We start from the raw sequence: 19,168 nt of genomic DNA, 5'->3' as shown, positions 1-19,168 counted from the left end.
CGGTCGAAGCGTAGTTAGCGCGCGCCCGAGATGTTGCGGACGTTGTCCGGCGGCGTGTCGCTGTCGGGCGGCGGCGAGGCCGGCTCGGCAGCGCTGGGCGTCGGGGCCGGCGGCGGTGCGACCGGCATCGGAGCCGCGACCGGCGTTTCGTACAGCGGCGGCTGCGGCACCGGCCGCGAGCTGGCCGAGGTCGGCGGGGTGGTGGTGCGGGTGAACGGCGGCTGGAACAGCGGCTCCGAAGCCGGCGCGGGCCGGCGCTTGGCCCAAACGAACGGTACCACGATGGCGATGATCAGGCCGATCACCAGCAGGATCAGCAGCGCCGATTGCTGCAGGAAGGCGATCGCCGGGACGCTGACGCCGAGGATGACGCCGACCACCGCGATCTTCCAGGCGCGGATGTGCAAACCGGCCGTGAAGGTGCCGAGCGCCAGCAGGGTCAGCACGCCGAGCGCAGCGGCAAGGCCGCTGAGCTGGCGCGTCACCTGCAGCGACATCAATTCCATGGTCAGCAGCACGGCGCCCCAATGCAGCACCTGCGACACCACCAGATAGACGTGCTGATCGGCCGCGCGGGCTTCACGCCAGCGCGATACCACGCAGACCAGACCGATGAACGGGGCCAGGATCACCCAGTAGATGCTGGTTTCGGAGAAGCTGGTGTAAGCGACCCCGAACAGCGCCAACAGCAGCATCAACAGATACGGCCACTCGGTGGCAACGAAGCCGCCAATGCCGGAATGCCATTTCGCACGCGACGGGTCTGAATGCAGGTCTGTCATGATCGATCCCCTCCAGCGTGGCCCTGTGTAGCATGGAACCCGCGGACGCGCTGTGACGTCCTGGGGCGGATCTCCCGCTTTGGTAAGCAAGCTGCCAACCGGCGTCCGCACGCGTCACACCTTGGCAACGATCCGGTGCAGCGGCGGTTCCAGAGAGAAGGAACTCTGCTTTATGCGGGCACTTGAGAGATTAATCATCTAAATCGATTGCTTTAAACAGAACAATCTGTTTGATTGATTAGTCTGGAACCGCAATGGATTGGTCAACAAGGAGCCGATCCATGAGCCTGATCACAAATGCCAAGCCGAACCCGCACCCCCACCACCCTCGTGCCGCCCACCTTGGACGGCATCTCGCGGCGATCGCCCCAGGGGTGGCGGTGACCGCCGCAATCGCAACCGCCGCCGTCGGCCTGCATGCCATTCCGGGGATGCCCGGTATCAGCCCGATGCTGCTGGCGATCCTGATCGGGATCGTCGGCCACAATGCCATCGGCACGCCGTCCTGGGCGGTGCCGGGGGTCAAGTTCAGCCTGCGACGGGTGCTGCGCTTCGCCATCATCCTGCTCGGCCTGCAGCTCACCACCGCGCAACTGATCGAGGTCGGCGGCGCAGGCCTTGCAATCATCGCTGCAACGCTGCTCGCCACCTTCTGCTTTACCGTGTGGTTCGGTCGCGTGCTCGGCGTCGACCGCAAGCTCGCCGAGCTGATCGCCGCCGGCACATCGATCTGCGGCGCCTCCGCGATTATCGCGACCAACACCGTGACCCGCGCCGATGATGAGGACGTCGCCTATGGGGTCGCCTGCGTCACCGTGTTCGGCTCTTTGGCGATGGTCGGCTACCCGCTGCTGCAGGCAGCGTTCAATCTCGATGCTCACGGCTTCGGGCTGTGGAGCGGCGCCTCCATCCACGAGATCGCCCAGGTCGTGGCGACAAGCTTCCAGGGCGGCCAGCGCGCCGGTGAATTCGGCACCATCGCCAAGTTGGCTCGGGTGATGATGCTGGCGCCGCTGGTGATCGCGCTTGGCATGCTGGCCCGCTTCCGCGCCAAGCATCTGCCCGCCGGCGACCACGCCGCGGCGCCGCCGATGCCCTGGTTTGTGCTCGGCTTCGTGGCGATGATCGGCGTCAACCAGTTCGTCGCCATCCCCCACGAGGTCAAAAGTTGGATCGTGGCGATCACCGGCTTCCTTTTGTCGATGGCGCTGGCGGCAATGGGACTGGAGACCGACCTGCGCAAACTCGCCGCGCGCGGCCTACGCCCCGCCTTGCTCGGCCTCACCGCGTCGCTGTTCATCGCCGGCTTCTCGCTGATGCTGATCAAACTCACAGGATGGCACGGATGACACTGGAACAGCTCCGCATCTTCATCGCCGTCGCCGAACAGCAGCACATGACCCGCGCCGCGAGCGGACTGAACCTCACCCAATCGGCCACCAGCGCGGCAATCGCCGCGCTGGAAGCACGTCACGGGGTCAAGCTGTTCAACCGCGTCGGCCGCGGCATCGTGCTCACGCAAGCCGGTCGCGACTTCCTCGGCGAAGCCCGCGCCGTGCTTGCCCGCGCTCGCGCCGCCGCACAGGCGCTCGACGACATCGCCGGACTGAAGCGAGGTTCGCTCAGCATCGCCGCCAGCCAAACCGTCGGCAACTACTGGCTGCCGCAACGGCTGCTGCGCTTCCGGCAGCGTTATCCCGGCATCATGCTGCAGCTCACGATCGCCAACACCGAACAGGTCGCCGCGGCGGTGCGCGAAGGCCGCACCGATCTCGGCCTGGTCGAAGGCGAGGTCGACGATCCGCTGCTGAATGCGACGTCGATCGGCGGCGATGATCTGGTGATCGTGGTCGGGCGCGACCATTCGTGGTGCACGCTGCAGCGGCTGACGACCGCCAAGCTCACCACCACCGGCTGGGTGCTGCGCGAACGCGGCTCGGGCACGCGCGCGATGTTCGAGGCCGCGCTGCAACGCAGCGGGCTGGCGTTGTCCGATCTCGATGTGCGGCTGGAATTGCCGTCTAACGAAGCGGTCCGCGCCGCAGTCGAAAGTTCTGACTGCGCCACCGCGATCTCTGCACTCGTCGCCGCGCCGTCACTGGCCGCCGGCACGTTGCACTGCCAGCGATTCGATCTGCCGCATCGCGCTTTCCATCTCTTGCGTCACAAGGAACACAGCCACAGTCAGGCCGAGAACGCACTACTTGCTGAATTGTCCGATATGCCGACGCGCTGATCTGGATTTGGATACCCAAATTGCGGCTGCTAATTCCCGGTTCCCGCCACAGGAACTCACAACTCTGTAACTATCCAAAGAAAACTTAGCTTATTTGCCTCGCATCGTTGCGGCGCTGCCGAAGCCATGCCTAGGGTTACAACCTAGGAGGGTGAGACGTTGCGCAAGGGGCTGACGCTTTCGACCAGACTGGCGATCTTGGTGATGTCGACGGCAATGCTGACCGCAATCGGGGTCGGCTATCTCGGCTATCGCAACATCGCGCCGGTGGCGATCGAGCGGACCCTGGCTGGACTCGACGCCAATGCAGGCTGGCAGGCGCGCGAGCTGTCTCACCTCGTCAACGGCGCCACCGCCGACTTGATGGGCTTCCGCCACATTATCGGCATTGACGAGCTGATCGAGCTCAGTCTCGACCGATCGAAAATCGTCGCCGGCGGCGAAAGCCTGCCGCAGTGGCGTGAACGCATCGGCCGGCGCCTCGCGCTGGAACTGGAAAACAAGCCGGACTTCGCACGCTACCGGCTGATCGGCGTCGCCGACCAGAGCGGTGACATCGTCCGTGTCGAACGTCTGGCCAGCAGCAAGATTCGTATCGTTCCCGACGACCAGTTAGCATTCGCGGGCGGCCGCGAGATTATCGAGCTCGGCATGTCGGCCAAGGACGGCGAGATGCTGATCTCGACTGTCGAGTTCGAGCCTATCGAGGAGCCGTCCGCCAAAGCTCCACAGCAGGACGCACCGGCGCTGCGTCCCATTATTCGCGTCGTCACCCCGGTGTTCAGTGACGAAGGCGCGCGGTTCGGCGTTCTGGCCGCGACGATCGATCTGAGAAGGCCGTTCGAGCGGCTGAAGGATCCGGTACTGGCGGCGTCGAAGATCTATGTCGTCGACGATAAGGGGCACTACTTGTTCCACCCCGACGCCCCTCGGGGCGGCTTGGCGATCGGCTTTCCCTCGACCCTGGAACAGGATTTTCCCGCGCTTGCCGGGGCGCTGGCGAACGACCGCTGGACTCCGGCCGTGATCGAAAGCCGCAATGGTGACCGGTTCGGCGTCGCCTATCAGCCCATGAACGCCGGCACCGAGACGCCTTTGGCACTGGTCGAAGCGATCGCCGAGCACGACATGATCCGCGGCCCGATGCTGGCATGGGGGAAGTCCACCCTTGTCGGTGGCAGCTTCGCCGTGCTGGTGGCGATCGTGCTGGCGGTAGCGTTCGCCCGCAGCTTGGCACGGCCGCTCTCGGAGATGACCCGTGCGGTCGAAAGCCTCAGTGGCGGCGGGCCGCTGACGCTGCCGCGCAACGCCGGCGGTGAGATCGGAGTGCTGGCGCAGGCATTCTCTTCGACGATGCAGGAGTCGCGCGAGAAGACCGCGGCGCTCCGCCGCGAGAAGGAGATTTTCGAATCGATCATGAATGCGATGGCCGAGGCCGTCCTGCTGGTCGATACCGAAGGGGTGATCGTCTATGAGAACCCCGCCGCTGTGGCGCTGCGCACCTCGCCCACCGGGATAACGGGCCCGACCTGGGAGACTTCGGTCGAGTCGTTCCTCGCTGACGGCGTCACACCGCTCGAGGTGGATCAGCGTCCCGGACGACGGGCGATGCGCGGCGAGCCGATCGATCGCTTCGAGTTCGTCGTCCATGTGCTCGGCAGCGACAAGATTGTCGATGTCTCCGGCAACGCGCGGCCGATCCGCGAGGCCGACGGCACGATCAGCGGCGCCGTGGTGGTGTTCAGCGACGTCTCCGAATTGAAGGAGACCGAGCGGCGGCTGCACCAATCGCAGAAGCTGGAAGCGATCGGTCAGCTCACCGGCGGCGTTGCGCACGACTTCAACAATATGCTGACGGTGATCAGCGGCACCGCCGAGATCTTGCTCGACGAGCTGGCCGACCGGCCCGACCTCGTCACCATCGCGAAAATGATCGACCAGGCCGCCGAGCGCGGCGCAGACCTCACCCGTCAGCTGCTCGCCTTCGCCCGCAAGCAGCCGCTGCAGCCGCGCAACATCGATGTCAACACCGTGGTGTCGAACATCAAGCAGCTGCTGCGGCCGACCATCGGCGAGCACATCGACATCGACGTTCGGCTCGATCCCGCGGTCGATCCGGCGCTGATCGATCCGTCGCAGTTGTCGTCGGCACTGCTCAACCTTGCCGTCAACGCCCGCGATGCGATGCCGGGCGGCGGCAAGCTGCTGTTCGAGACCGCCAACGTGATGCTCGACGACGACTACGCCGAACATCACCCCGAGGTGAAGCCGGGCCGCTATGTGATGATCGCAGTCAGCGACTCCGGCGCCGGCATGACGCCCGACGTGCTGGAGAAAGCGTTCGAGCCGTTCTTCACCACCAAGAGTGTCGGCAAGGGCACCGGCCTCGGCCTGAGCATGGTGTACGGCTTCGTCAAACAGTCGAACGGCCACATCCAGATCTACAGCGAGGAACAGCACGGCACCACTATCCGGCTGTACCTGCCCCGCGCCGATTCCGACGTCGATGCCCTGCCCTCGATCACGCCGATCGAAGGCGGCACCGAAACCATTCTTTTGGTGGAAGACGACGAACTGGTCCGCAACTTCGCACTCGCGCAGCTTCGCGGCCTCGGCTATCGCACCATCCCGGCCGCGGACGGCACCGCAGCGCTGGCGGAAGTGCGGCGCGGCACGCCGTTCGATTTGCTGCTCACCGACATCATCATGCCGGGCGGCATGAACGGCCGCCAGCTCGCCGACGCGGTGGCGCGGCTGCGGCCGGTGAAGGTGCTGTACACCTCGGGCTACACCGAGAATGCGATCATGCACCACGGCCGGCTCGATCCCGGCGTGCTGCTGCTATCGAAGCCGTTCCGCCGAGCCGATCTGGCACGCCTGGTCCGCGCCGCCCTCAGCCGCGCCGATCATCAGCCGGCCGAAGACGAGGCCGGCCCGGAACGCAAGAGCGTCGCGAGCTAGACCCGTCCTGCGTCGGTGAACTTGGGGCTCCGCCGCCAAAGCGCAACGCGGCGGAGCCTCATGGAGCCTCATGAGCCTCATGGCGAGGAGGCGCGAAGCGTCCTCCTCATTCCACCAAAGACAGTACCGCTGCTAGATCACCCGGCCGGCATTCGCCCAATACGGATCGCGCAGACGGCGCTTGAAGATCTTGCCGGAATCCTCGCGCGGCAGCTCCGGCATGATCTTGATGTGCTTGGGCACCTTGTAGTCGGCCAGCGCCAGCTTGAGCTGCGACCGGATGAAGCCTTCGTCGAGCGTCACGCCCGGCTGCGGCTCCAGCATCGCCATCAGCGCTTCGCCGAACTCCGCATCCGGAATGCCGAACACCGCGCAGTCGTGCACGCCCTGCACGGCGTGCAGCGCCGCCTCGATCTCGGCCGGATAGATGTTGACGCCGCCGGAGATCACCATGTCGCGCTTGCGATCGCAGATGAAGACGTAGCCGTCGTCGTCGACATAGCCGACGTCGCCGGAGGTGATGAAGCCGCCGCGGTCGATCTCGGCGCGCTTCTCGGGCTTGTTGTGGTAGGTGAAGTCCGGATTGCCGGCGATCCGCGAGAAGATCTCGCCGATCTCGCCCTTGGGCACTTCATTGCCGTCATCGTCGATGAATTTCAGTTCGGCGCCGTGCGCGATCTTGCCGACGGTGCCGGGCTTGTTCAGCGCGTCTTCGGACGTCGCGAACGTCACCGCGCCGGATTCGGTCGAGCCGTAGAACTCATAGATCACCGGCCCCCACCACTCGATCATCGCGCGCTTGACGTCGGCCGGGCACGGAGCGGCGGCGTGGATGACATGGCGCAGCGACGAGACGTCGTACTTGGCGCGCACCTCAGCGGGCAACTTCATCAGCCGGATGAACATCGTCGGCACCATGAACACGGTGTCGATCTTGTGCTCCTGCACCAGCGCCAAGAATTCCTCGGGGTGGAAGCGCGGCATCAGCACCAGCACGCCGCCGAGCTTGCCGGCGCGGATGCCGAACGAATTCGGGGCGGAGTGATACAGCGGGCCCGGACACAGCGCGCGCACCTGCGGCTTGAGGCCGTAGATCGTCGCACGCATCTTTTCGGCATGCGCCGCCTGCTCCGGCGTCGGCGCAAACCGCTTGACGCCCTTCGGATGGCCGGTGGTACCAGAGGTGTAGATCATGTTCTGCGGCTGCGGCAGCGCCGGGCCGTCATACGGCTTCTGCTGCGCCAGCCAGCCGTCGAGATCGATCGCACCCGCCGGCGGCGACAGATGATCCGGCGAGATCTTGTAGTTGGCGATCACTTCCGGCGGCGTCGGCACGCTGAGCACCGTGAGGTCGGCCGGGATCGCGGAGGCGACGCTGTGCAACAGGTCGGCGTGGCCGATCAGCACCCGCGTGGCGGAATCGCCAATGATGTAGCCGACTTCCTCCGGCTTGAAATGCCAGTTCACCGGCACCGCATAGGCGCCGAGCGTCATCACGCCGTACACCGCTTCCATGAAGGCGATGTCGTTGCGCATCAGCACGCAGACGCAGTCGCCGGGCTTGACGCCGAGCGCCTGTAGGCCGCCGGCGATGGTCGCGACGCGCGCGTTCACTTCGTCGAAGCTGCGGCGGCGGCCGCCGGAAATGATGCCGTGATAAAGCTGGTTCTCGGACATTGTTACTCTCCGATTCTCGAGTCGGGTTTGGCCGCAGCGCGCAAGGATGACCGCACGCTGCAGCACGATGATGCGGCGCTTATACGCGAAGACGCCGCGCGATGCGCGCGGCGTCCCCTCGATAAGTCATGTATTTGCCGCGTAGCGCTATGCGTCGACGAAGTTGGGCGCGCGCTTTTCCATATTCGCGCGCACCGCTTCGGTCTGGTTCGGCGAACCGATCAGCTTCTGCTGTTCGACGCTTTCGGCGAGCAGCGCCGGGCCCGGATCGACCGAGAGCTTATTCATCATCCGCTTGGCGGCACGCACCGCGTCCGGATTCTTGCCGGCGATCTCGCGCGCCATCTCCAGCGCGGCCTGGTACGGGTCGTCGGCGATCTTGGTGGCGAGGCCGATGCTCACTGCCTCGTGTGCCGCGACGATCCGTCCGGTGTAGGTCAGTTCGCGCAGCACGTCGTCGCGCAGCAGCGTCGCCAGGATCGGCGTGCCGGCCATGTCGGGCACCAGGCCCCATTTGATTTCCATGATCGACATCTTGGCATCCGGCGCCATCAGCCGGATGTCGGCGCCGAGCGCGAGCTGACAGCCGCCGCCGAACGCAACGCCATGCACCGCAGCAATCACCGGCACCGGCAGCATCCGCCAGCCCCACACCGCCTGCTGCGCGGCGTTGGCCTGGCCGTGCGTACGCTTGGTCAGGTCGCGAAATTCGCCTCCCGGAATTCCGTTGCCACCGCTTTCCTTCATCGCGGCGAAACGTCCCATGTCGAGGCCGGCGCAGAACGCCTTGCCCTCGCCGGATAGCACCACGGCGCGGACGCCCTTCTCGTTCGCCAGGCGCTCGGTGGTCGCCACCAAGGCCTCGAACATCGCGGCGTCGAGCGCATTCATCTTGTCCGCGCGCACCAGGCGGACATCGGCGACACCGTCCGTGATCGTCACCGAAACGCGGTCGCTCATCGGGACATCCTCCATTTTGTTTTGCGTTGCGGCGCTACAGAAAAGCGTTGTCGGGATTTAGTCAATCGCCTAATTAATGAACAGCTTCAACTTTTCCGGGCGGTTTTCTTCATGTTCACAGATCAGCTTCTCGCCGGCCGTCGCATCCTCGTCACCGGCGGCGGCACCGGCCTCGGCAAGGCGATGGCGGCGCGCTTCCTGCAGCTCGGCGCCGAAGTGCACATCTGCGGCCGTCGCAAGGGCGTGTGCGACGAGACCGCGACCGAACTGATGGATCAGTACGGCGGCAAGGTGATGACCTACGGCGTCGATATCCGCGACGCCGCGGCGGTCGACCATATGGTCGAGACCATCTTCGAGAGCGGGCCGCTCACCGACCTGATCAACAACGCGGCCGGAAATTTCATCTCGCGGAGTGAGGATCTCAGCCCGCGCGGCTTCGACGCCGTCGCCAACATCGTGATGCACGGCACGTTCTACGTCACCCATGCAGTCGGCAAGCGCTGGATCGCCGGCGGCCACCGCGGCAACGTGGTGTCGATCACCACCACCTGGGTGCGTAACGGCAGCCCCTATGTGGTGCCGTCGGCGATGAGCAAGTCGGCGATCCACGCCATGACGATGTCGCTCGCCACCGAATGGGGCAAATACGGCATCCGCCTCAACACCATTGCGCCGGGCGAAATTCCGACCGAAGGCATGAGCAAGCGAATCAAGCCGGGCGACGAAGCCGGCGCCCGCACCATCAAGATGAACCCGATGGGCCGGGTCGGCACCATGGAGGAGCTGCAGAACCTCGCGACCTTCCTGATCTCCGGCGGTTGCGACTGGATCAGCGGCGAAACCATCGCCATGGACGGCGCGCAGGGCCTCGCGATGGGCGGCAACTTCTATCAGCTGCGCGACTGGACCAACGACGATTGGGAAAACGCCAAGGCCTCGATCAAAGCCCAGAACGAAAAAGACCGCGCGCAGCGGGGATAACAAGCTCGAATCGCCCGCACGAACCAACTAATGACGACGTCATCCCCCGCGTATGCGGGGGATCCAGTATTTCAGGGCGTCAGCGGCTAACCACGAACGCCCTGCAATACTGGGTCGCCCGGACAAGCCGGGCGATGACCATCTTGTGCTGCGCAGCTTTTGTGCTTTGCAAGCGGCGCCATTGGCCTCCCAGGCCGCACGTTCATCATCCCCGCGACATTCCCTCCCGCTTGTGTTTGCAGCCGAAGCGCGGCAGACTTCGTGCAAACAATAAGCAACGAACTAACAATATCCAAGGGAGAGACAATGTCCGAGGCAGCCGAGCCGGCCACGCTGGCCGACGTCATCCGTGCGCAGGCAAAGACCCGCGGCGACGAGATCGCCTACGAGTTCGAAGGCCGCATCAGCACCTTTGCCGACTTCGATCGCCACACCAACCAGGTCGCCCGCGCGCTGCAGGCATCCGGCGTGCAGCCGAACGAGCGCATCGCCTATCTGGGCAAAAACAGCGACATCTATTTCGAACTGTGGAGTGGCGCGATCAAGGCCAAGGCGGTGATGGCGCCGGTGAACTGGCGCCTCGCCGGGCCGGAGATCGCCTACATCGTCGAAGACTGCAAGGCGGCGATCCTGTTCGTCGGCCCGGAATTCGTCGATCAGGTCCGCGGCCTCAAGGACCAGATCCCGAGCGTGCGCCATATCATCACCACCGAGGGCGGGGCGCCGGAGTGGCAGGACTTCACCAAATGGCGCGATGCTCAGTCGGGCGATGATCCGCAGGTCGCAATCGCGCCGTCCGACATCGCGATCCAGCTCTACACCTCCGGCACGACAGGAAAACCGAAAGGCGCGATGCTGAGCCACGCGAACTTCCTGTCGCTGGTCCGCGCCGGCCAGGACAACAAGCCGGAGTGGAACACCTGGACGCCCGACGACGTATCACTGGTGGCGATGCCGGTGTTCCACATCGGCGGCTCAGGCTGGGGCATGATGGGGGTGTATCACGGCGCCAAGGGTGTGATCGCGCGTGAATTCGATCCGACCAAGGTGCTCGATTTCTTCGAACAGTCCGGCATCACCAAGCTGTTCATGGTGCCAGCCGCGATGCAGTTCGTGGTGCGGCAGCCGCGCGCCCGCGAGGTCGATTTCTCGCGGCTGAAATACATGCTGTACGGCGCCTCGCCGATCCCGGCAGCGCTGCTGAAGGAATGCATCGAGGTCTTCAAATGCGGCTTCGTGCAGATGTACGGCATGACCGAGACCACCGGCACCATCGTGGCGCTGCCGCCGGAGGATCACGTCGAGGGCCTGGAGCGGATGCGCTCGGCCGGCAAGGCGCTGCCCGGCGTCGAGATCGCGATCCTCGATCCCGACGGCAAGCCGCTGCCGCCGCGGCAGGTCGGCGAGATCGCCACCCGCTCCGGCTCCAACATGGTGGGCTACTGGAATCTCCCCGACGCCACCAGGAAGACGATCGACGGCGACAACTGGCTGCGCACCGGCGATGCCGGCTACATGGACGAGGACGGCTACGTCTACATCCATGACCGCATCAAGGACATGATCATCTCCGGCGGCGAGAACATCTATCCGGCCGAGGTCGAGAGCGCGATCTGCGACCATCCCGACGTCGCCGAAGTCGCGGTGGTCGGCGTGCCCGACGATCAGTGGGGCGAGTCGGTCAAGGCCGTGGTGGTGATGAAGCCTGGCAAGGAAGCGACCGCGCAGGACATCATCGGCTTCACCCGCACCCGCATCGCCGGCTACAAGACGCCGAAATCGATCGACTTCATCCCGGCCCTGCCCCGCAACGCCTCGGGCAAGATCCTCCGCCGCCAGCTCCGCGATCCGTATTGGAGTGGCAAGGACCGGCAGGTGAACTGAACGGTGGCGTTCAGCTACACACATCTACCGTCGTCATCGCCCGGCTCGTCCGGGCGCCCCAGTATCGCAGAGCGCTCATCGCTCTGCGATACATTTGCCGCGAGCGTCCTCGCATACTGGATCCCCCGCATGCGCGGGGGATGACATCGATGAAGGTGTCGTCGAGCAGCACTCGTCACCATCGCCGACGTCATGCGCGGGCTCGACCCGCGCATCCCTCGCCCGCGTCAGCGCGCTACGCGGATTCCTCACAAAGACGATGGATTGCCGGGTCAAGCCCGGCAATGACGTGTCTCGAGGTTGCTATGTAGCCCTGTAGCCTGGATGAAGCGCAGCGAAATCCATTACTCGCGCTCACCCACCCCGCCGTCGTCCCGGGGCGCACGCGCAGCGGGCGAACCCGGGATCTCGAAGCATCGAATGACCAGCGACGAACAGCTCGGGATTCCGGGCTCACGCGCTTCGCGCGTGCCCCGGAATGACCGGCGAGAAGAAGTGGACTGCACTCACCGCTTGTTCGCACCCATGTAGCCGAACAGGAAGCCCGCCACTTTCCGCATCTGGATTTCCTCGCTGCCTTCGGTGATGCGATAGCGGCGGTGGTGGCGGTAGATGTGCTCGAACTGTTTGTGGCGCGAATAGCCGATGCCGCCGTGGACCTGAATGGCGCGATCAGCCGCCTGGCCGCACAGCCGGTTCGCCCAATAGTTACACATCGACACCTTGTCGGACAGCGTGTGCTCGACCTGGGCCTGGGTCATCTGATCCATCTCCCACGCGGTCTTGCGGATCAAGAGGCGCAGCATCTCGGCCTGGGTGGCGAGCTCGACTAGCGGAAACTGGATCGCCTGGTTGCGCGCCAGCTCCTCGCCGAACGGCTTGCGCTCACGCGCGTATTTGACGCTCTCGTTGATGCAGAACACCGCCGCGCCGAGCGACGAGGCCGCCTGGCGGATGCGGTTCTCATGCACGAAGCACTGCGCCAGCGACAGGCCGCGGCCGACCCCGCCGAACACCGCATCCTCGGTGACGAACACATCCTTGAACGACACCCGCGGATGGTCGGTCGGCATGTTGAAGGTCCACAGATACTCTTCGACCTTCACGCCGGGCGCATCGGCCGGCACCAGGAAGCAGGTGATGCCACGCGCGTCGCCATCCTTGCCGGCGGTGCGGGCGAACAGTGCGCAATGCGTGGCGACGTGCATGCCGGTCGTCCACATCTTCTCGCCGTTGATCACCCAGCCCTTCTTGCCGTCGCGCACCGCCTCTTCGGCGCGCGTCTCCATGTGCGTCGCGTCGGAGCCATGATCAGGCTCGGTGAGACCGAAAGTGATGCGATACTTGCCGGTGATCGAGCCGTCGATCATCGCCTTCTGGTCCGGCGTGCCGTACAGATCCAGCATCTTCACAATCGGGAAATTGCCGACGATCGAATGCTCGTTCTGCAGATCGTTGTGCAGGCCGAGCCCCTTGGCGGCAAAGTGTTCGCGGATCACCGCCATCCAGAGATTGGTACCGTCCTGGCCGCCATAGCGCTTCGGAATCGCGAAGCGGAGATGGCCGGCGTCGTCGGCGAGGTTCTTCGCCTTGCGCAGCAGCTCTTCCCATTCGTGACGCGGCAGCCCGCCATGTTCGAAGTCCGTGCGCGCCCATTCGCGGCGATGATCGAAGAAGCGGATGTTGTCGTCCGCCTGCTCCAGCGGCTTGATCTTGGACTCGATGAAGCGATCGAGCTCGGCGAGATAGGCTACCAGATCGGGCGGCAGAGAAAAATCCAAGGCGTGCTCCCACAGTCTTCGTGTTGTTGTTGATCTTGTTAAGCGACCGATTAACATGCGCCGCACACGACAAGTCAAGCGCGCTTCAGCCGCACCAATTCTGTCCAACGAAAAAAGGAAACGCCGATGGCGCTGCAATTCTCCACCGTTACCCGCAAGGGCCCGATTACCATCGTCACGCTGTCGCGGCCGGAAGTGTACAACGCGCTACATACCGATGCGCACTACGAACTCGAAGGCGTGTTCAACGAGTTCGCCGCCGATCCTGAGCAGTGGGTGGCGATCGTCACCGGTGCCGGCGACAAAGCGTTCTGCGCCGGCAACGATCTGAAGTGGCAGGCGAGCGGCGGCAAGCGCGGCTGGGGCGAGAGCGGCTTCGGCGGACTGACCTCGCGGTTCGACTGCGACAAGCCGATCATCGCCGCGGTCAATGGCGTGGCGATGGGCGGTGGCTTCGAGATCGCGCTCGCCTGCGATCTGATCATAGCGGCGGAGAACGCCACTTTCGCGCTGCCTGAGCCGCGCGTCGGCCTCGCTGCCCTTGCCGGCGGCCTGCACCGCCTCCCCCGCCAGATCGGCCTTAAGCGCGCGATGGGCATGATCCTCACCGCCCGTCACGTCCCCGCCCGCGAGGGCCTGGAACTCGGTTTCGTCAACGAAGTGGTGCCACAAGGCGAAGCGCTCGCCGCCGCCGAGCGCTGGGCTGAGACGATCTGCAAGAACTCGCCGATGTCGATCCGCGCCTCGAAGCAAACCCTGATGCGCGGCCTCGACGTCTCGCTGCCCCAAGCGATCGCCGAACAGCGCGACTACCCGGCAGTCAAGGCGATGGTGGCGTCGCAGGACTATATCGAAGGCCCGAAGGCGTTCTCGGAAAAGCGCGCGCCGAACTGGCAGGGGAAGTAGTTAGTCGGCGCGCAGCCTCTTCGTCATTACGAGGAGCGTAGCGACGAAGGATCACCTATCGTTCGTCATTCCGGGGCGCGAGCGCAGCTCGCGAACCCGGAATCCATACGCCGCAGCGTTCGCGGCTCCGGGGGCGCGTAGGACGAACGCTCTTACAGAAACCACACCACAGGGGTTATGGATTCCGGGCTCGCGCTACGCGCGCCCCGGAATGACGAACGACAGGTCGTTGATCGCGGCGACGCCGTGGCTGTCTTCGCTCAATCGATGCCTACTTCTGTTCCAGCTCCCGCCGATAGCTCGCGTAGTTCGGCTGGTCGACGGCCAGCTTGGCCAGCGTGGTGCGCCACAGATGGTCCTTGACGCCGGGCGTCGACAGGTCGACCGCGCCGGCGGCGATGCGGTCGGCAAGTTCGGCGTTGAGGTTGAACAGCGAGCCGTCATGGCCGAGCAGCGCGCGCAGGCTGGCGTGTTCTTCGGCGTCGCTTTCGTCCGATAGCGCCAGTTGCCGCGTCACCAGATCGAGCGCATTGATGCCGACCCGCAGCTTGAATGCGGCATGGCCTGAAATCTGCGGAACGATCTGCTCGCGCAGAAAGTCCGCCACCGCCTTGATCAGTTCGTCCGGCCTCGGTTCGTCCTGCATCGCTGCCTCGCTGAATGATTAGTTGCGCGGCGCCAGCAGCCGCAGCAGATCGATCTCGGTTTCAGACGACCGACGACCGATCATCGCGCGCTCCATCGAATGATCGGGGTCTTCCCGGAACCGACGCATCATGCCGCAGCACATGATGCCCCAGCGCAGCGTGCCCATCACTTCCCAGAACTTGACCCGCGCCTCGTCGACATGTCCGCCCGCGGCCTCGTAGCCGGCGAACATCTCCTCGCGCGAGCCGAGCCCGCCGACCGGTTTGTCGATCTCGCCGAACCGCCATGAATTCACGCAGATCCAGCCGAGATCCTCCATCGGATCGCCGCGATGCGCCAGCTCCCAATCCAGCACGGCGCGCACGCCATCCGGACCGATGATCAGATTGCCGTGGCGAAAATCGCCATGCACCAAAGTGATCGCTTTCGACACGCCGGGGTCGTGATCGGCGAGCCAGCGCAGCGCCAGTTCGAACACCGGCCGCGGCCACTCGTACGAGCGATAGTCGTCGCGCAACAGGCCGATCTCTTCGGTCGAGCTGATAGTCCGCAGTGGCGGCAGCGCTGCGCTGTCGATGCCGTGCAGGCCGGCGAGGATCGAGCCGATCTGCCGCGCCAGCTTCGGGCGTGCTGCGGCAAACTCCGCATCCCGCAGAATCTTGCGCGGGATGGTTTCGCCATCGACACGCCGCATCACGAAGCCGGCGCCGAGGGCATCGGCTTCGGTGAGGACGTGCAGCACCTGCGGCGACGGCACGCCGGCCTCATAGGCGAGCCGCATCAGCTCGGCTTCGACATCGAGACCCGCGGCACGTCCGGAAACACTGCCATAGCCCGGCGGCGAGCGGCGCAGGATCGCCGCGACGTCGCCGTCCGGCCGCTCGATCACGAACGACCAGGTCTCCTGACTCGCGCCGCCCGAGAGTTGCGCGAGCTCGCGAATGCCGGTCGCGCCAGCGCACCAACCGATCACGCTTTGCGCCAGCGCGTCGGCAATAGCTGCAGATGCCATGTCGGGCTTATTTGCCCTTGAACTGCGCCGGACGCTTTTCGAGGAACGCACCGACGCCTTCCTTGAAGTCGTCAGTGGAGCCGGCGACGCGCTGGCATTCGAATTCGAGGTTGAGCTGCTCCTCGAACGAGTTCTCCGGCGAGTCCCAGTACATCTTGCGGATCAGCGACAGCGCCACGGTCGGGCCGTTGGCGAGGTCCTGGGCCAGCTTCATGGTTTCGGTCCACAGCTCGGCGTCCTCGTAGACGCGATTGACGAGGCCCCATTCCAGCGCCTTGTCGGCCGGCAGCTTCTCGCCGAGCAGCGACAGCTCGACCGAGCGCGCCTTGCCGACCAGCCGCGGCAGCAGCCAGGTCGAGCCGCAATCCGGTACCAGGCCGATGCGGCGGAACGCCTGCAGGAAGTACGACGACTTGGCGCACAGGATCATGTCGCCCATCAGCGCGAAGCTCATGCCGGCGCCCGCGGCCGGACCGTTCACCGAGGTGACGATCGGGCAATGCAGCTTGCGCAGCCGGCGCAGGAACGGATGGAACGCGGTCTCCAGCGCCGCGCCGGCGCCCTTGCCGCTCTGGCTCATGTTGTTGCCGGAGCTGCGGCCCTGCAGATTCGCGCCGGTGCAGAACGCGCGGCCGGCACCGGTGATCACCAGGCAACGCACGTCCGCACGCTTGTCTTCGATCGCGTCGAGCGCTTCGCCGAGTCCGCCGAGCATGTCGATCGACACCGCGTTCATCACTTCCTGATGATCGAGTTTCAGGATCGCAACGGGACCGTCGAAATCGAGCGTGACGTGTTTGAACTGCATTGTTTCCTCGCGCTATCGGTTCGCGGTTATTCCGCGCTGTGGAAGGGCTTCACGACGTGAGGCCATATTTGATTTTTGCGACGCGCTTGTCCATGGTCCAGCATCGATCACAGCGCGTGCCCGGCCCGCACGGTGTAGCGCGCAACAAACAAAAATGGAAACGCTGGATGAGCATTTTCGACTTGAGTGGCCGCGTCGCGGTCGTCACCGGGGGCAACGGTGGTATCGGCCTCGGCATGGCACAAGCGCTGGCTGCGGCGGGCTGCAACGTCTCGATCTGGGGTCGTAACGCGGTCAAGAATCACGCCGCCCTCGCCACCATGGCGAACGCGCCCGGCAAGGTCGAAGCGCAGATCTGCGACGTCACCGATCCGGCTTCGGTGAAGGCCGCGATGGATGCGACGCTGAAGGCGTTCGGCCGTGTCGATGGCTGCTTCGCCAATGCCGGCATCGGCGGCGGCGGCCGGCAGGCTTTCATCGACCGCACCGAGGAGCAGTGGCGCTCGATGTTCGCCACCAATCTCGACGGCGTCTTCCACGCCTTCCAGGCAGCAGCGCGGCACATGACCGAGCGCGCTGCCGACGGCGATCCGTTCGGCCGGCTGGTCGCAACCTCGAGCCTCGCCTCGATCTTCGGCACTGCGCGCAACGAGCACTACGCAGCCACCAAGGCGGCGATCAATGCGCTGGTACGTGCGCTCGCGGTTGAACTTGCGCGCTATGGCGTCACCGCCAATGCGATCCTGCCGGGCTGGATCAAGAGCGACATGACCGCCGGCATCATGGGCAACGATAAGTTCGTCGCCAATGTGATGCCGCGGATTCCGGTGCGGCGGTTCGGCGAGCCGGAAGACTTCGGCGGCATCGCGGTGTATCTGATGAGCAAGGCGTCGTCGTATCACACCGCCGATACCTTCGTGATCGACGGCGGCTACACCGCGTTCTAACGACACCCTCACCAACCATCGATCAATAAGAAGCAAGAAATGCCGACCACGCTGCCGCCCGAACGCATTCCCGTCATCGCCGGTGTCGGCGAAATTGCCGACCACCCCAAGGACATCGCGCAAGGGCTGGAGCCGCTGGCGCTGCTCGAAACCGCCGTGCAACGCGCCGGCAACGACAGCGCCGCGAGCCTGCTGCCGCAGATCGACTCGCTCGACATCGTCAACTTCCTGAGCTGGCGCTATCACGCGCCGGCCGAACAACTCGCGACGCGGCTCGGCATCGCGCCGCGTCACTGTTTCTACGGACCGGTCGGCGGCGAGAGCCCAATCCGGTTCATCCATGAAGCCGCACTGCGGATTGCCCGCGGCGAAGCACAAGTCGCCGTGGTCTGCGGCGCAGAGGCGCAGTCGACCGCGACCAAGGCGGCAAGGGCAAAGATCGATCTGCCGTGGACGCCGTTCGCCCATGATGCGCCGGAGCCGAAGCGCGGTGCGGCGTTCCAGCAGCCGATCGCCTCGACACTCGGGGTCGCTCGGCCGATCACGGTGTATCCGTTGTATGAGGCCGCCACCGCGGCGCATTGGGGCCAGACACCGCGGCAGGCGCTCGACGAATCCGGCGTGCTGTGGTCGCGCTATGCGGCCGCAGCGGCGCGCAATCCGAACGCCTGGATCAAGCGCGCCTTCGCACCGAACGAGATCACCACGCCTTCGTCCGACAATCGGCTAATCGCCTGGCCCTACACCAAGCTGATGGTCGCGAATCCGAGCGTCAATCTCGGCGCCGCGGTGCTGCTGAGCTCACTGGCCAAGGCGCGCGAAGCCGGCATTCCCGAGGACAAGCTGATCTACATCCACGGCGGCGCCGCGGCCGAAGAGCCGCGTGATTATCTTGCCCGCGATCAGTTCGTGCAGAGCCACGCCCAGAACGCGGTGCTGGAGACCATCAAGGCGATGGTGGGCGGCGACGGTCGCGCCTTCGACGCGATCGAGCTGTACTCGTGCTTCCCGGTAGTGCCGAAGATGGCACGGCGCACGCTCGGTCTCGGCGACGACGTGGAACCGACGGTGACTGGCGGCCTCACCTTTTTCGGGGCGCCGCTCAACACCTACATGACCCATGCCGCCTGCGCGATGGTTCGCCGCCTGCGCGACGGCGCCAAGCTCGGTCTGCTGTACGGCCAGGGCGGCTTCGTCACCAAGCACCACGGCCTGATCGTTTCGCGCACCCCACCGCTGCAAGCGCTGAGCGAGGACATCAGCGTGCAGACGAAGGCCGACGCGGCCTATGGCGCCGTGCCGCGCTTCGTCACCGAGGCCAGCGGTGACGGCACGGTCGAGACGTTTACGGTGATCTATGACGGCCGCGGCGAGGTCCAGCATGGCGTGGTGATGCTGCGCACCGCTGACGGCGCCCGCGCACTGGCGCGTGTGCCGGCGCAGGATCAGGCGACCCTGGCGTTCTTGACCAAGATGGACCGCAGCCCGGTCGGCACGCGCGGACCGATCGCCACGGCGGCCGACGGCGTACTGGAATGGCGGAACGCCGGTTAGTTAGGGCCTTCAGGGCGACCGAGCCACA

The 19,168-nt window shown here is 65.2% G+C and carries 15 protein-coding genes; 8 read left to right on the top strand and 7 right to left on the bottom strand.

What is annotated here, in order from left to right; translation table 11 throughout:
* Window positions 1-14 precede the first annotated feature (14 nt).
* Complete coding sequence (locus DY467_RS16245) at window positions 15-782, bottom strand: hypothetical protein (RefSeq protein ID WP_164637478.1); 768 nt, start codon at window positions 780-782, stop codon at window positions 15-17.
* Window positions 783-1,063: 281 nt separating this feature from the next.
* On the opposite strand from DY467_RS16245, the gene DY467_RS16240 reads away from it, so the two are divergent.
* From DY467_RS16240 to DY467_RS16230, 3 genes are all read left to right on the top strand, one after another.
* Window positions 1,064-2,131 (top strand): YeiH family protein, encoded by a 1,068-nt coding sequence (locus DY467_RS16240; RefSeq protein WP_164637476.1) that lies wholly within the window; start codon window positions 1,064-1,066, stop codon window positions 2,129-2,131.
* The gene (locus DY467_RS16235; protein WP_164637475.1) at window positions 2,128-3,018 is read left to right on the top strand and encodes a LysR family transcriptional regulator; all 891 of its coding nucleotides are present in this window, start codon (window positions 2,128-2,130) and stop codon (window positions 3,016-3,018) included. The genes DY467_RS16240 and DY467_RS16235 overlap by 4 nt, the downstream gene beginning before the upstream one ends.
* 159 nt (window positions 3,019-3,177) lie before the next feature.
* The gene (locus DY467_RS16230) at window positions 3,178-5,979 is read left to right on the top strand and encodes an ATP-binding protein (protein WP_164637473.1); all 2,802 of its coding nucleotides are present in this window, start codon (window positions 3,178-3,180) and stop codon (window positions 5,977-5,979) included.
* Window positions 5,980-6,111: 132 nt separating this feature from the next.
* On the opposite strand, the gene DY467_RS16225 is transcribed toward DY467_RS16230, so the two are convergent.
* The gene (locus DY467_RS16225; protein WP_164637471.1) at window positions 6,112-7,656 is read right to left on the bottom strand and encodes an acyl-CoA synthetase; all 1,545 of its coding nucleotides are present in this window, start codon (window positions 7,654-7,656) and stop codon (window positions 6,112-6,114) included.
* Between the two features lie 147 nt (window positions 7,657-7,803).
* Entirely contained in the window at window positions 7,804-8,616 is an 813-nt protein-coding gene (locus tag DY467_RS16220) for a crotonase/enoyl-CoA hydratase family protein (protein WP_164637469.1), read from the bottom strand.
* Between the two features lie 111 nt (window positions 8,617-8,727).
* Between DY467_RS16220 and DY467_RS16215 the strand changes: the two genes are divergently transcribed.
* Complete coding sequence (locus DY467_RS16215) at window positions 8,728-9,600, top strand: SDR family oxidoreductase (RefSeq protein WP_107343740.1); 873 nt, start codon at window positions 8,728-8,730, stop codon at window positions 9,598-9,600.
* A 306-nt stretch (window positions 9,601-9,906) separates the two neighbouring features.
* The gene (locus tag DY467_RS16210) at window positions 9,907-11,484 is read left to right on the top strand and encodes a fatty acid--CoA ligase (protein WP_164637467.1); all 1,578 of its coding nucleotides are present in this window, start codon (window positions 9,907-9,909) and stop codon (window positions 11,482-11,484) included.
* A gap of 506 nt (window positions 11,485-11,990) precedes the next feature.
* On the opposite strand, the gene DY467_RS16205 is transcribed toward DY467_RS16210, so the two are convergent.
* Window positions 11,991-13,265 (bottom strand): acyl-CoA dehydrogenase family protein, encoded by a 1,275-nt coding sequence (locus DY467_RS16205; protein WP_164637465.1) that lies wholly within the window; start codon window positions 13,263-13,265, stop codon window positions 11,991-11,993.
* Between the two features lie 126 nt (window positions 13,266-13,391).
* On the opposite strand from DY467_RS16205, the gene DY467_RS16200 reads away from it, so the two are divergent.
* Window positions 13,392-14,171 (top strand): enoyl-CoA hydratase-related protein, encoded by a 780-nt coding sequence (locus DY467_RS16200; RefSeq protein WP_107354928.1) that lies wholly within the window; start codon window positions 13,392-13,394, stop codon window positions 14,169-14,171.
* A 271-nt stretch (window positions 14,172-14,442) separates the two neighbouring features.
* On the opposite strand, the gene DY467_RS16195 is transcribed toward DY467_RS16200, so the two are convergent.
* From DY467_RS16195 to DY467_RS16185, 3 genes are read right to left on the bottom strand one after another with little or no spacing between them, the layout of a single operon-like run.
* On the bottom strand, window positions 14,443-14,817 hold the full coding sequence (locus DY467_RS16195) for a DUF6285 domain-containing protein (RefSeq protein WP_107354927.1): 375 nt from the start codon (window positions 14,815-14,817) through the stop codon (window positions 14,443-14,445).
* 18 nt (window positions 14,818-14,835) lie between these two features.
* Window positions 14,836-15,831, bottom strand: coding sequence for a phosphotransferase family protein (locus tag DY467_RS16190; protein ID WP_164637463.1), 996 nt, complete (start codon window positions 15,829-15,831; stop codon window positions 14,836-14,838).
* Window positions 15,832-15,838: 7 nt separating this feature from the next.
* On the bottom strand, window positions 15,839-16,639 hold the full coding sequence (locus tag DY467_RS16185; RefSeq protein ID WP_164637461.1) for an enoyl-CoA hydratase/isomerase: 801 nt from the start codon (window positions 16,637-16,639) through the stop codon (window positions 15,839-15,841).
* A 167-nt stretch (window positions 16,640-16,806) separates the two neighbouring features.
* On the opposite strand from DY467_RS16185, the gene DY467_RS16180 reads away from it, so the two are divergent.
* Both DY467_RS16180 and DY467_RS16175 read left to right on the top strand, forming a co-directional pair.
* Entirely contained in the window at window positions 16,807-17,586 is a 780-nt protein-coding gene (locus DY467_RS16180) for an SDR family NAD(P)-dependent oxidoreductase (protein ID WP_011157263.1), read from the top strand.
* A gap of 39 nt (window positions 17,587-17,625) precedes the next feature.
* A complete protein-coding gene (locus DY467_RS16175; protein ID WP_164637459.1) occupies window positions 17,626-19,140 on the top strand; it encodes an acetyl-CoA acetyltransferase in 1,515 nt (504 codons plus the stop codon).
* Window positions 19,141-19,168: the final 28 nt, after the last annotated feature.

The sequence above is a fragment of the Rhodopseudomonas sp. BR0G17 genome (genome assembly GCF_010907025.1).
Lineage (GTDB): Bacteria > Pseudomonadota > Alphaproteobacteria > Rhizobiales > Xanthobacteraceae > Rhodopseudomonas > Rhodopseudomonas palustris_H.
This window is presented reverse-complemented; position numbering and strand designations above follow the sequence as displayed.

Excerpts from the sequence above, each read along its gene's own strand:
- DY467_RS16245 (WP_164637478.1), bottom strand. The coding sequence starts at position 782 with ATGACAGACCTGCATTCAGACCCGTCGCGTGCGAAATGGCATTCCGGC.
- DY467_RS16240 (WP_164637476.1), top strand. The coding sequence starts at position 1,064 with ATGAGCCTGATCACAAATGCCAAGCCGAACCCGCACCCCCACCACCCT.
- DY467_RS16235 (WP_164637475.1), top strand. The coding sequence starts at position 2,128 with ATGACACTGGAACAGCTCCGCATCTTCATCGCCGTCGCCGAACAGCAG.
- DY467_RS16225 (WP_164637471.1), bottom strand. The coding sequence starts at position 7,656 with ATGTCCGAGAACCAGCTTTATCACGGCATCATTTCCGGCGGCCGCCGC.
- DY467_RS16220 (WP_164637469.1), bottom strand. The coding sequence starts at position 8,616 with ATGAGCGACCGCGTTTCGGTGACGATCACGGACGGTGTCGCCGATGTC.
- DY467_RS16215 (WP_107343740.1), top strand. The coding sequence starts at position 8,728 with ATGTTCACAGATCAGCTTCTCGCCGGCCGTCGCATCCTCGTCACCGGC.
- DY467_RS16210 (WP_164637467.1), top strand. The coding sequence starts at position 9,907 with ATGTCCGAGGCAGCCGAGCCGGCCACGCTGGCCGACGTCATCCGTGCG.
- DY467_RS16200 (WP_107354928.1), top strand. The coding sequence starts at position 13,392 with ATGGCGCTGCAATTCTCCACCGTTACCCGCAAGGGCCCGATTACCATC.
- DY467_RS16195 (WP_107354927.1), bottom strand. The coding sequence starts at position 14,817 with ATGCAGGACGAACCGAGGCCGGACGAACTGATCAAGGCGGTGGCGGAC.
- DY467_RS16190 (WP_164637463.1), bottom strand. The coding sequence starts at position 15,831 with ATGGCATCTGCAGCTATTGCCGACGCGCTGGCGCAAAGCGTGATCGGT.
- DY467_RS16185 (WP_164637461.1), bottom strand. The coding sequence starts at position 16,639 with ATGCAGTTCAAACACGTCACGCTCGATTTCGACGGTCCCGTTGCGATC.
- DY467_RS16180 (WP_011157263.1), top strand. The coding sequence starts at position 16,807 with ATGAGCATTTTCGACTTGAGTGGCCGCGTCGCGGTCGTCACCGGGGGC.
- DY467_RS16175 (WP_164637459.1), top strand. The coding sequence starts at position 17,626 with ATGCCGACCACGCTGCCGCCCGAACGCATTCCCGTCATCGCCGGTGTC.